Below are 13332 nucleotides of genomic sequence, written 5' to 3'. Positions count from 1 at the left end.
AGATTATAATGAAGGAAACTAAAAAAACATACTGGAAAGGTCTTGAGCAGCTCAATAACGATCCAGAGTTTGTAAAGAACGCCGACAAGGAATTTGTCGAGCTTCCGTCGAGTTTGAGTGAGGATGGAGGTTCTTCCAGAAGAGACTTCTTGAAAGTAATGGGATTCAGCTTAGCAGCAGCATCTCTTGCGGCTTGCGAGGCTCCGGTAAGAAAAGCGATTCCTTATGTGAATAAGCCGGTTGATATCAACCCATCTATTCCTAATTACTACGCATCGACTTATGCAACTGGTGGAGATTATGCTTCAATTGTAGTGAAAACAAGAGAGGGTAGACCAATCAAAATTGATGGAAACACTCTTTCTCCTATTAATAAAGGAAAAGTAAATGCAATCGTTGAGGGTTCGATTTTATCTCTTTATGATAAAGAACGTCTAGCTGGACCATATATTAATGGTGAGAAAACAGATTGGGCTACCATCGATACGCAAGTAAAATCTAAATTAGCTTCTTCCGGGGCTGTGAAGATCGTATCAAATACAATTCTATCCCCTTCGACACTTCAGGCTCTTCAGCTCTTTGCTGAATCTTTTGGAGGCGCAGAATTGATTCAATATGATCCGATTTCAAACTTTGGAATCAAATCAGCGGCAGAGACCTTCTACGGAACTGCTGTTATCCCTTCTTACTCTTTTGATAAAGCAAAGACAATTGTCTCTTTCGGAGCAGATTTCCTAGGTACTTGGATCTCCCCAATTGAATTTGCAGGTCAATACGCAAAAACTCGTAAGATTAGCAAAGAACGTCCTGAAATGTCGAGACATTATCAGTTCGAATCTAACCTGTCTATGACAGGAGCAAACGCAGATTACAGAACTCCAATCAAAGCTTCTCAAAGCGGATTGGCGGTTTTAGCCTTATATAATGCTATTGCTAAGAAAGCAGGTGCAGCTGCAGTTTCCGCCCCAGCTGTGGAAATCGCTCATCTTGACAAAGCAGCTAATGATCTTTGGGCTAGTAAAGGCGCATCATTAGTAGTTTCAGGATCGAATGATCCAAATGTTCAGGTAGTTGTCAATGCAATTAATGAGATGCTTGGTGCCAATGGTACTACAGTTGATTTTGCAAATCCTGTTCACTTCAGAAAAGGCGATGATTCTAGAATGAATCAGTTTGTCAATGAATTGAAAGGTGGGCAAGTTGGAGCAGTTATCTTCTACAATTGTAACCCAGTATACGACTTTGCACGTGGTGCAGAGGTTGCTGAAGGGATTGCAAAAGCAAAACTGAGTATTGCTACTAATGGTACAATGGATGAAACAGCATCATTGGTACAGATGGTAGCTCCTGATCACCATTATTTGGAATCTTGGAATGATTTTGAACCAAAGCGTGGACATTTCTCATTGTCACAGCCTACGATATCTCCATTATTTGATACAAGACAGGCTCAAGAGTCATTCCTTGTTTGGGCTGGATCCGCTACAAATTATTATGATTTCCTTCAGTCTGTATGGGAAAATGAAGTTTTCACATTAGTAGAGACTGGTAATAGCTTCCAGGAGTTTTGGGATACTACCTTATATAATGGTGTATTGGCAATTGATTCGCCAGCATCTGCTCCAACACCTATTTCTGATGCAAGTGCCGCTGCCGCTGTAGTTGCAAAATCGTATGCTGCAGCAAATGCGGGAGTCGAATTGATTATTTATTCTAAAGTAGGAATAGGAAATGGTATTTATGCCAACATCCCATGGCTACAGGAGATGCCAGATCCAATTACTAAAGCAACTTGGGATAACTATCTAACTGTTTCTCAAAAATGGGCTTCAGAAAATGGAGTAACTATGTATGAGGAGAATACTGGTAAAGCTTCCATTACTGTAAATGGAAAGTCATTAATCGTTCCGATTATGATTCAACCAGGTCAAGCAGATGGTACTTTCGGTTTGGCTCTAGGTTACGGAAGAACAAAAGCTGGAAGAGTTGCTAATGGAGTAGGTGTAAATGCTTACGAGTTATTAGATGCTTCGAAAGGCTTTGTAAATTTTGATATTACTTCAGGTGTAGAAGTTTCTGTAACAGAAGACAAATATAAAATTGCAAGAACGCAGACTCACCAAACCTTCATGGGTCGTGAAAACGTCATCCAAGAAGCTACTTTGGGAGAATACAAAGAAAATGCAGGAGCAGGAAGATATCATCCGGAAATCTACAAGGATGGTGAATTCATAAAGCCATCTAAAATATCGCTTTGGAAAGGTCATCAATATAGCCAGCACCATTGGGGACTTGCTATCGATATGAATTCTTGTATCGGCTGTAGTGCTTGTTCGGTTGCATGTCAAGTTGAAAACAACGTGGCGGTAGTTGGAAAGCAGGAAGTATTAAATAGAAGAGAAATGGCATGGATCAGAATTGATCGCTATTATTCTTCCGATGCGCCAGCTGATGACTTGAAAGCAATGGAAATTGCAGCTGATAATCCAGAAGTGACTTTCCAGCCAATGATGTGTCAGCAATGTAACAACGCTCCTTGTGAGACTGTATGTCCAGTTGCTGCTACTACACACTCCTCAGAGGGTTTGAATCAAATGACTTACAACAGATGTATTGGTACAAGATATTGTGCAAATAACTGTCCGTATAAAGTGCGTCGATTCAACTGGTTCAAATACCATGATAACAAAGATTTCGCTGGTGTCAATGTGGCTCAGAACGATGACATGGGTAAAATGGTATTGAATCCTGATGTAACTGTTAGAGTAAGAGGTGTGATGGAGAAATGCTCCATGTGTGTGCAGCGTATTCAAGCTGGTAAATTGACAGCCAAGCGCGAAAAGCGAAAAGTACAAGATGGCGAAATCAATGTGGCATGTGCTGTAGCTTGTCCAACCGATGCTTTGGTTTTTGGGGATATGAATGATCCAAATAGCCAAGTCTCCAAACTTTTGAAAATTGAGGATAACAACACCTCTGCCTTGAAAGAAGTTGGCGAAGAAAGAGCATACCATGTATTGGAAGAGATCAACGTTAGTCCAAACGTTTGGTACTTTACCAAAATCAGAAATAAAGACAAAAACGAAGCGTAATCTTAATTTTATAAACTATGCAGGTTACTTCATCCGTACGAGAGCCGTTAGTTACCGGGGGTAAAACCTACCATGATGTGACACATGATGTGTCGCGTCAAGTAGAAGGCAAACCATCACTAGCTTGGTTCCTTGCTTTTCTTACCGCTGCCGGAGTTTTGGCTCTAGGATCAATTGCTCTGATAGCCACTCTCTGGGAAGGGATTGGAATGTGGGGCTTAAATAAAACTGTAGGCTGGGCCTGGGATATCACCAACTTCGTATGGTGGGTTGGTATTGGTCACGCTGGTACTTTGATTTCAGCGGTTTTATTGCTTTTCAGACAGAAATGGAGAACATCCATCAACAGAGCTGCAGAGGCAATGACTATTTTCGCGGTTATCTGTGCTGCAATGTTCCCAGTGATTCACATGGGACGTCCATGGTTAGGAGCTTATTGGGCACTTCCACTTCCAAATACCTTTGGATCGCTTTGGGTTAACTTTAACTCTCCGCTTTTATGGGACGTTTTTGCGATTTCAACCTATTTCTCCGTATCACTAGTTTTCTGGTATATTGGATTAATACCTGATTTTGCTACCATTCGTGACCGTGCTACTGGTTTGAGGAAAACGATCTATGGAGCACTTTCATTCGGTTGGGATGGCGCTGCAAAAACTTGGATGAGATACGAATCTGTATCTTTGATTCTTGCAGGTTTGGCTACTCCGCTTGTACTTTCAGTACACACGATCGTATCCTTTGACTTTGCAACATCGGTTATTCCAGGATGGCACACTACGATTTTCCCTCCATACTTTGTTGCTGGAGCGATTTTCTCAGGATTTGCAATGGTATTGACTTTGATGATTGTGACAAGAAAAGTCTTCAAACTTGAGGATTACATCACAATTGGTCACATCGAATTGATGAATATTGTAATTATTGTAACTGGTTCAATTGTAGGTGTAGCTTACATCACTGAGTTCTTTATAGCATGGTACTCTGGAGTTGAGCCTGAATTTTATGCTTTTTACAATAGAGCGACTGGACCATATTTCTGGGCTTATTGGACGATGATGACATGTAATGTTATTTCTCCTCAGCTCTTTTGGATTAAAAAGATCAGAACTTCAATTGTTGCCACGTTTGCGCTTTCTATTGTTGTGAACATCGGTATGTGGTTTGAGCGATTTGTAATTATCGTGACTTCACTTCACAGAGATTACTTACCATCCTCTTGGGCTATGTTCTACCCAACCTGGGCAGATGTCGGAGTATACTTATTTACGTTTGGATTGTTCTTTACTCTCTTCTTCTTGTTTGCTAAATTCTTCCCTGTGATCAATATGGCTGAGGTAAAGTCTGTTTTAAAATCTTCATCTGAAAAAGTGTCTAAATAATCATGGAAAGAGATACAAATTTTGTTTTAGGAGTATTTGACGATGAGGACGTGTTACTCCATGCTGTTGAGGAAGTAAGAGCCAGTGGTGTGAAAATTCACGAGGTTTATTCTCCTTATCCAGTTCACGGGCTAGAGCATGTGCTAGGATATAAAAGAAGCCGACTACCGATTGCAGCATTTCTATTTGGTATGCTAGGCACTAGTTTGGCTTTGACCATGCAGTTCTATATGATGCGGTTTGATTGGCCTATGATCATCGGTGGTAAAGACTACGCTGCTTTCCCTGATTTCATTCCTGTTACCTTTGAAATGACTGTATTGTTAGCAGCTTTCGGTATGGTTGGTGTATTCATGATTAGTTCTAATCTGAAGCCTTGGGCTCAGCCAAGAATTTTTGATGTGCGGAGCACAGATGATAAACACATTATGGCCATAGACATTGCTAATAATTCAGCGATGGATCTTGCTAAAATTGAGGAAATTCTTAAGTCTTCTGGAGCATCAGAGGTTAATAAAAAAAGTTTTGAATAGTAAATCTGGAAATATGAAGATTACTAATACATACAATTTGCTTGGTTTTGCGCTTTCAGGTATTATCCTGTTTGGTTGTAAAGCTGGCGGAGAAGACCAAGGTCTAGAATATGCACCTCAAATGTATCATTCGGTAGCATATGAGCCATTGACTCAAATTACTGACGAATCTCAAGGTTCTTGGCTATCGACTCGTGAGGATGGTAAAGGTGAATATTACAATAGTAATATTCATAATCCCAATAATATGAACATGCGAGAGCCTGTGGCTAATACTGTTCCTAGAAATAAGAACGGATATTTGCCTTATCGATTAAAGGCATTTGAAGTGGATGTTGCCGGGGAGACCGTAAGGAATCCAGTTGAGCTAACTGATGATGTTTTGAAAGATGGGGAGCAATTGTTCTTAAATTACTGTTCTACATGCCATGGAAAAGGTGGTCAAGGTGATGGTAAAGCAGGAGAAAAAATTGGCGGTGTTGCCAATCTAACTGGTGGAGCTTACATCGGACTTCCTGAAGGGCATATTTACCATGTGATTACAAAAGGTAAAGGAAGAATGGGCGCTCACGGTTCTCAAATCCTACCAGAGGATCGATGGAAGATAGTTCACTATGTGAAACAAAAAATTCAAGGTGGTCAAGGTGCACAAACTCCTGTTGTAGCTGAGGCCGAAGTATCAACTGAAGAAACTCCAGCAAATTAATTATGGCTCACGACGCACAACACTATAATCTGGATCAAAAGTTTGAGTTCAAAGCATCGACTAAGAAGTCGATCATGACAGTTTTGGTCATTGGCGCTATTTTGCTAGGCATAGGTATTGTCATGGCAATTTTTGGCGGTCATCATGAAGAGGGAGCCGAAGCAGGTGCTCATGCTTTCCATTGGTACGAGAGACTTTATGCTAACCTTTGGATAAACAATGTCTATTTCACAGGTATTGCTATTGTTGGTGTATTTTTCTTTGCCATTCAATATGCAGCTCAGGCTGGTTGGTCAGCTCCTATCGTAAGAGTAATGCTTTCATTTGGAAACTGGTTGCCATATGCTGCAGTACTTATGATTGCTACATTCTTTTTAGCAAATCATGATTTATTCCACTGGACTCATAGCTATTTGTTTGATAAAGCTTCTCCTGAATATGATAAAATCATTGATGGAAAGGGTGCTTTCTTCTATTGGCCGATGGCAAAAGGAACATTCCCTGTTTTCTATATAGCAAGAATGGTTTTATTCTTTGGTTTTTGGGTCTTTTTCTTTAATAAGTTAAAGAAGCTTTCTTATGCTGAGGATAGCCTAGGAGGTAGTACTTCTTGGTATAAAATCAGAAGTACATCTGCTTACTTCATCATCTTCTTTGCAGTATCTTCATCGATTTCCGCATGGGATTGGGTAATGTCTATTGATACACACTGGTTCTCTACGCTTTTCGGATGGTATGTGTTTTCATCTTGGTTTGTTGCTGGTTTATCTGCAATGACTTTGTTGACAATCTTTCTTAAAGGTCAGGGTTATTTAGAAATGGTTAATGAAAATCATATTCATGACCTAGGTAAGTTTGTATTCGGATTTACAATTTTCTGGACCTATTTATGGTTTTCTCAGTTCTTATTGATCTATTATGCCAATATACCTGAAGAATCAGTTTATTTTATTGAGAGACTGTCAAGTGACGTGTATGGACCGTTCATTTTCGTAAATATAGGGATGAACTTTGTGTTACCCTTCCTAGTTTTAATGACTAGAGATGCAAAGAGACATGGAGTATTCTTAAAGTTAGTTTGTACTTTGATCATTGCAGGTCACTGGGTAGACTTCTTTTTAATGGTACAGCCAGGTACTCTTGGACATAATGGAGGAGTTGGTTTCATGGAAATTGGAATGTTCCTAGTTTATGGTTCGGCAGTGGCGTTGGTGGTGTTAGGAGGTCTAGCCAAAGGGAATTTGATCCCGAAAAATCACCCAATGCTTGAAGAGAGTTATCATCATCATATTTAATAACAGCCTAAAAAATTAAGGTATGTACGGATTTCTGATTGGAGTAGGTGTTCTATTATTACTTTCCATTATCTGGATGGTTTATAGAATCCAAACGTTGGTTTCAGTAGTAAAAGGCTCAGATAAAAAAGTAGCCTCTGGAAGTAATAAAGTAAATGCGATATTATTCGTGTTGTTTTTAGTTGGATCTGGAATTCTAATGTTCTGGTATTCAATTAAAGAGTTTGACAATTATCAGCTTCCTATCGCTTCCGAGCATGGAATGGTCACTGATCAATTGTTTTGGATAACCATGGCAGTTACTGGTGTTGTTTTTCTAATTACTCACGTATTGCTTTTTATTTTCCCTTATAAATATCAATACAGCGAGAAAAGAAAAGCCTCATTCTATCCTGATAATAATAAGCTGGAGATAATTTGGACAATAGTCCCAGGTATTGTTTTGGCAGGTTTGGTTATTTCTGGATGGATGGCCTGGTCTGACATTACTGCTCCGGCTCCTGAAGAAGCTCATGTTGTTGAGATTATGGGTTATCAGTTTGCATGGGAAGTGAGATATCCTGGAACCGATAATGTACTTGGAGATTATGATTACAGATTGATCACAGCCTCTAATTCACATGGAGTTGACTTCACTGATAAAAATTCAATTGATGATTTTCCTTCTCCGAAAGTAGTTATTCCTAAAGGAGAACCAGTTCTCTTTAAAATTAGAGCAAGAGATGTTCTTCACTCTGTTTTTGCTCCTCACATGAGATTGAAAATGGATGCAGTTCCGGGAATGCCAACTAGATTCTGGTTTGTTCCTACCAAGACTACTGCTGAAATGAGAGAGGAATTAGGAGATCCTGAATTTGAATATGAAATTGCCTGTACAGAAATTTGTGGGCGTGGGCACTTCTCGATGAAGAAGGTGATTGAGGTGGTAGAGCCAGAGGCCTATCAGAAGTGGTTAGCAGAACAAAAATCTTTTATCCAGATGAATCCTTCTTTAGCAGAGGGTCTTCCAGCTGAAACAAAAGAACTTGCAGAGATTCAATTAAAGAAATAAACACAAAATTATAAAGATTATGGCTTCAGCATCTGTAGCAAATCATGACACCGCAGCACACGATCATCACGATCATGAGCATCATGATAATTTTGTAACGAAATACATCTTCACCCAAGATCACAAAATGATTGGAAAGCAATTTCTAATCACTGGTATGTTCTGGGCGATCATAGGTGGTTTCCTTTCCATTCTATTCCGTCTACAACTTGGCTTTCCGGAAATGGATATGTCTTTCCTAAGACCGATCTTGGGAGGTTGGATTGATGATACAGGAGCTTTGGATCCTACCTTTTATCTGGCATTGGTTACGATGCATGGTACCATCATGGTATTCTTTGTTTTGACTGCTGGATTAAGTGGTACATTTTCCAATTACTTGATTCCATTACAAATTGGAGCTCGTGATATGGCATCTGGTTTCATGAACATGCTTTCATACTGGTTCTTCTTTTTGTCTGGTGTGATAATGTTTATTTCCTTGTTCATTAAAACTGGTCCTGCCGGTGGGGGATGGGTTGTATATCCACCTTTATCTGCATTGGAGCAGGCTATACCGGGTTCAGGCTTAGGTATGACTCTTTGGTTAGTTGCAATGACTTTCTTTATTGCATCTTCATTACTGGGAGGAATTAACTACATCACTACAGTAATTAATCTTAGAACAAAAGGAATGTCTTTTTCAAGACTTCCGCTTACCATTTGGGCTTTCTTCTTGACGGCTGTTATCGGTTTGCTCTCTTTCCCAGTTTTGTTTGCAGCTGCATTATTGCTTGTTTTTGATAGAAGCTTTGGTACATCCTTCTACTTATCTGATATCTATATTGGTGGAGAGGCTCTCCCTAATACAGGCGGTAGTCCAGTCCTTTACCAACACTTATTTTGGTTCTTAGGTCACCCTGAAGTATATATTGTATTGCTTCCAGCTTTAGGTATTACTTCTGAAGTTATCGCAACCAATTCTAGGAAACCAATCTTTGGCTACAAAGCAATGATTATTTCAATGCTTGGAATTACAATACTTTCATTTATTGTGTGGGCTCACCACATGTTTGTGTCAGGTATGAATCCATTCCTAGGATCAATTTTTATGTTCCTTACATTGATTATTGCGGTTCCTTCTGCGGTGAAAGTGTTCAATTATTTGACTACGCTTTGGAGAGGTAATTTGATCTTCACTCCTGGAATGCTTTTCTCTATTGGTTTGGTTTCTTTCTTTATTTCAGGAGGACTTACTGGTATTTTCCTTGGAAACTCAGCAATTGATATTCAATTGCATGATACATATTTCGTTGTAGCTCACTTCCACTTGGTAATGGGTTCCGCCTCTTTCTTCGGTTTGATGGCTGGTGTTTACCACTGGTTCCCTAAAATGTTTGGAAGAATGATGGATGCAAGACTCGGGTATGTTCACTTCTGGTTGACCTTTGTCGGAGTATACTTGGTATTCTTCCCTATGCACTACATCGGTATTGCAGGTTTCCCAAGAAGATATTATAGCTGGACAAACTTCGAATTTGCAAATATGTACACTGATTTGAATATGTTCGTATCAGTTGCTGCAATCATCACTTTCGCTGCTCAGTTTATCTTTATTTTCAACTTCTTCTACAGCATGTATAGAGGTAGAAAAGCAACATTGAATCCTTGGAGATCAAACACGCTTGAGTGGACTACTCCTTTGTATCCAGGGCATGGTAACTGGCCTGGTGAGATCCCTACGGTATACAGATGGCCTTATGATTATTCTAAGCCTGGTGCTGAGGAGGATTTTATTCCTCAAACCGTTCCTTTGTCTGCTACTCCTGAATCCAACCTACCTCATGAGCAGGAGTTGGTGAAACTTGAACTGGAGATTATGAAGGAAGATGAGGAGGTTTTAGTAGCCAATGAATCTAAACACTAAAAATTCTCTAAACAGCTTTCGCCGTGTAAGTACAATCACGGTGATAGCTGTTTATTTTCTGATACTGGTTGGGGGGATCGTTAGGAGTACAGGTTCTGGAATGGGTTGTCCTGATTGGCCAAAATGTTTTGGGAGCTTGGTACCACCTACAAATGTGGATCAGCTCCCTTCTAATTATCAGGATATTTACCTTGAAAAAAGGTTAGCTAAAAACGAAAGGTTTATAGCAACTCTTGAAAAACTTGGATTAAATGATGCTGCAGAGAAAATCTCAAATGATAAGTCTATTCTGATTGAAGAAGAGTTTAATCCTGTTAAAACTTGGATTGAATACCTGAATCGATTGATAGGTGTTGTAATTGGTTTACTGATAATCTTAACAGTTTGGAAATCATTACCTATTTGGAAAATTGACAAAACTATTCCAATTCTATCGATTTCATCATTGATTTTGGTCTTGTTTATTGGATGGATTGGTTCCATAGTAGTATCCACAAATTTGCTTCAGTGGATCATTACGCTCCATATGATACTAGCCTTAGTTCTTGTAGGATTATTGATTATTGTGAATCATAGGTCCTCCAAATTAAGGAACCGTAAAGGAGTTAATATGGATGTTCCTTCCAAAGTAGAATGGATTCTCATAATTGGTATCATTCTGATGTTCATACAGGTTGTCTTAGGTACACAGGTAAGGGAGCAAATCGATATTATATCAGAATCTATGGGGAATATGCTTAGAGATGAATGGGTTGGTTTAGTGGGAATTAATTTCCTTGTTCATCGATCGTTTTCTTTGTTGCTTCTTGTAATTTATCTTTTGTATTTCTTCTGGGCTTTTAAATACACGCTCAGGAAATCTCAAGTTAATTTGTGGTCTCAAGTATTAATTGGGTTAATCATATTGGAAATAGCTACAGGAATGGGAATGGCATATTTTGGTATTCCAGCTTTTCTACAGCCAATCCATTTACTTATTGGTTCTCTTATTGTAGGAGTTCAGTTGATTCTGATTCTTCAACTTAGAGAACATAGACAATTTCGATTAAATATAAATTGAATATGAGGACAGTTGAAGTAGCTGACCATTCGAATAGTTTTATCCTTGGAAGAGTCAAAGCTTATTCTGAATTATTGAAATTCAGATTATCAGCTTTGGTAACTTTCTCAGCAGTATTCGGCTATATCTTAGGGGATCGAGGGGTTTCTTTTGGCTGGTCCGGATTTCTTGGACTTGCTCTTGGAGGATTTTTAATTAGTGGCGCTTCAGGTGCTGCAAATGAGATCATGGAAAGAGATCTTGATAAGCTTATGAAGCGAACGCAAAATCGTCCCCTTCCTTTAAATATCATTTCTCTTCAAGAAGCCTACTGGTTCACTAGCATGGTTGCATTTGTAGGGATAGGTCTACTCTGGATTTTTACCAATCCTCTTACCACAGGCTTGGGAATACTAAGCATGGTTTTATACGTATTTGTCTATACTCCTCTAAAAAGAGTAGGGCCAATAGCAGTATTTGTGGGTGCGATTCCAGGTGCAATGCCTCCTTTACTGGGTTGGACAGCAGCTACAGGTTCTATTTCTTATGAAGCCTTAATAATTTTTGGGATTCAGTTTATCTGGCAGTTTCCTCATTTCTGGGCTATTGCTTGGGTTTCGGATGAGGATTATAAAGCAGCAGGTTTTAAACTTCTCCCAAGCGGTGGTGGTAAAGATTTGAATACAGCTGTTCAAATCATGATCTACACACTCTTTTTGTTACCATTAGGTTTGCTTCCAAGTTATTTTGGACTTACCGGTTTGAATTCTGGAATAGTAGCTACTGTATGTGGTGTACTGTTTCTAGCACAAACTTTTTCTTTAATGCGGGATTGTTCAAGAAAATCTGCTCTTAAGATCATGTTTGGATCATTCCTCTATTTGCCTATCGTACAAATTGCTTACTTATTAGATAAATTACCATAATGATGGAAAAGGAATTGAAGTACGTTGATTTGGTGGAGCAGCCGATTTCCATGCATCCAAAGAAGTTTGCATTATGGCTTTTTATGGTGACAGTGGTTATGATATTTGCGGCTTTGACTAGTGCATATATCGTTAGACAAGCAGAAGGTAATTGGTTGGAATATGATCTTCCGCAGATATTCTATTATACTTCTGCTTTAGTGATTATTAGCAGTGTTTTCCTTCAATTTGCATACGCCTCTGCGAAAAAAGATAATATTTCAAATCTTAGGTTAGGGCTTGCAGGAGCTGTAATTTTTGGTTCTGCTTTTTTAGTGGGGCAATGGTACAGCTGGGTAGCTTTGGTAGATAGAGAAGTGTTTTTTGTAGGGAATCCTGCGGGATCATTTCTTTATGTTTTTACAGGATTACATGCTGCACACCTTATTAGTGGTGTGATATTTCTCATTATTGTATTAATTTCGACATTCAAATACAAAGTTCATTCTCAATCCATGAATACTATGGAAATGGCAACCACCTATTGGCATTTTCTTGGAGGATTATGGTTGTATTTGTTTATGTTTTTGCTTTTGAATCATTAAATTAAAACCCAGTACAAATTAATATTCTATGTCCGCGCATTCTACTGCTATTGAAGTAAGCTCGAAAAGAGGCATTTGGGGAGGTGGTAACGAACCTTTCAAAGCCAGCTATGGAAAACTCATGATGTGGTTTTTCTTGCTATCAGATATCTTCACCTTTGCTGCTTTCCTGATTACTTATATCTCTATTCGAGTAAGTTATCCGGCGTATGAAGGTTCTCTTGAATCTTTCGCAGGTTCAAATGAATATTGGCCAGTGCCAGAATTGGTTTTTGAAGCTTTGCCTTTCGTGCATGGACTTCATGCTCCATTGATTTTCGTAGGTATTATGACCTTTATCTTGATCTCTAGTTCTGTTACTATGGTACTTGCTGTAGAAGCTGGTCACAGAAATGACAGAGATGATGTGGTGAAATGGATGCTTTGGACGCTTCTAGGCGGAATCACATTCTTGAGCTGTCAAGCTTGGGAGTGGAATCACTTTATCCACGGAACTGACACTGGTACTGTAATGACCTATGTGAACAACCTCAATCAAGTTGTAACTGAGACAATCTATGGTGCCAACTTAACTGTAAATGAATACGGACCCGCTTCTTTTGCTAACCTATTCTTCTTTATTACAGGATTCCATGGTTTCCACGTGACAATTGGTGTTTTCTTACTTTTTCTTTGCTTCTATCAGGCCGCTGTCGGAGTTTATGATAGAAGAGGGCATTACGAAATGGTTGAAAAGATTGGACTTTATTGGCACTTTGTCGATTTGGTTTGGGTATTCGTATTTACCTTATTTTATCTTATCTAGGATTAAAAATTAC

Annotated in this window: 11 protein-coding genes; all 11 read left to right on the top strand. The window is 39.1% G+C overall.

Annotated elements, in window-relative coordinates:
• Positions 1 to 8: 8 nt before the first annotated feature.
• The 11 genes from BVC88_RS05415 to BVC88_RS05365 are packed head-to-tail and all read left to right on the top strand — an operon-like array spanning position 9 to position 13319.
• Positions 9 to 3092: a TAT-variant-translocated molybdopterin oxidoreductase gene (locus BVC88_RS05415; protein WP_075349635.1), complete on the top strand. Its 3084-nt coding sequence runs from the start codon at positions 9 to 11 to the stop codon at positions 3090 to 3092.
• Positions 3093 to 3109: 17 nt separating this feature from the next.
• Positions 3110 to 4474 (top strand): NrfD/PsrC family molybdoenzyme membrane anchor subunit, encoded by a 1365-nt coding sequence (nrfD, locus tag BVC88_RS05410; protein WP_075349634.1) that lies wholly within the window; start codon positions 3110 to 3112, stop codon positions 4472 to 4474.
• A 2-nt stretch (positions 4475 to 4476) separates the two neighbouring features.
• The gene (locus tag BVC88_RS05405; protein WP_075349633.1) at positions 4477 to 5007 is read left to right on the top strand and encodes a DUF3341 domain-containing protein; all 531 of its coding nucleotides are present in this window, start codon (positions 4477 to 4479) and stop codon (positions 5005 to 5007) included.
• A 13-nt stretch (positions 5008 to 5020) separates the two neighbouring features.
• Positions 5021 to 5713: a c-type cytochrome gene (locus tag BVC88_RS05400; RefSeq protein ID WP_083639013.1), complete on the top strand. Its 693-nt coding sequence runs from the start codon at positions 5021 to 5023 to the stop codon at positions 5711 to 5713.
• Between the two features lie 2 nt (positions 5714 to 5715).
• Positions 5716 to 7008 (top strand): quinol:cytochrome C oxidoreductase, encoded by a 1293-nt coding sequence (locus BVC88_RS05395; protein ID WP_075349632.1) that lies wholly within the window; start codon positions 5716 to 5718, stop codon positions 7006 to 7008.
• Between the two features lie 22 nt (positions 7009 to 7030).
• A complete protein-coding gene (locus BVC88_RS05390) occupies positions 7031 to 8059 on the top strand; it encodes a cytochrome c oxidase subunit II (RefSeq protein ID WP_075349631.1) in 1029 nt (342 codons plus the stop codon).
• 19 nt (positions 8060 to 8078) lie between these two features.
• On the top strand, positions 8079 to 9965 hold the full coding sequence (locus tag BVC88_RS05385; RefSeq protein ID WP_075349630.1) for a cytochrome c oxidase subunit I: 1887 nt from the start codon (positions 8079 to 8081) through the stop codon (positions 9963 to 9965).
• Positions 9949 to 11025 carry a COX15/CtaA family protein gene (locus BVC88_RS05380; RefSeq protein ID WP_075349629.1) on the top strand — a complete coding sequence of 359 codons (1077 nt, stop codon included), beginning with the start codon at positions 9949 to 9951 and terminating at the stop codon, positions 11023 to 11025. The genes BVC88_RS05385 and BVC88_RS05380 overlap by 17 nt, the downstream gene beginning before the upstream one ends.
• A gap of 2 nt (positions 11026 to 11027) precedes the next feature.
• Complete coding sequence (gene cyoE, locus BVC88_RS05375; RefSeq protein ID WP_075349628.1) at positions 11028 to 11930, top strand: heme o synthase; 903 nt, start codon at positions 11028 to 11030, stop codon at positions 11928 to 11930.
• Positions 11931 to 11932: 2 nt separating this feature from the next.
• On the top strand, positions 11933 to 12514 hold the full coding sequence (locus tag BVC88_RS05370) for a cytochrome c oxidase subunit 3 (protein WP_075349894.1): 582 nt from the start codon (positions 11933 to 11935) through the stop codon (positions 12512 to 12514).
• A gap of 28 nt (positions 12515 to 12542) precedes the next feature.
• On the top strand, positions 12543 to 13319 hold the full coding sequence (locus BVC88_RS05365) for a cytochrome c oxidase subunit 3 (protein WP_075349627.1): 777 nt from the start codon (positions 12543 to 12545) through the stop codon (positions 13317 to 13319).
• Positions 13320 to 13332: the final 13 nt, after the last annotated feature.

It is taken from the genome of Algoriphagus marinus (assembly GCF_001936475.1).
GTDB lineage: Bacteria > Bacteroidota > Bacteroidia > Cytophagales > Cyclobacteriaceae > Algoriphagus > Algoriphagus marinus.
This window is presented reverse-complemented; position numbering and strand designations above follow the sequence as displayed.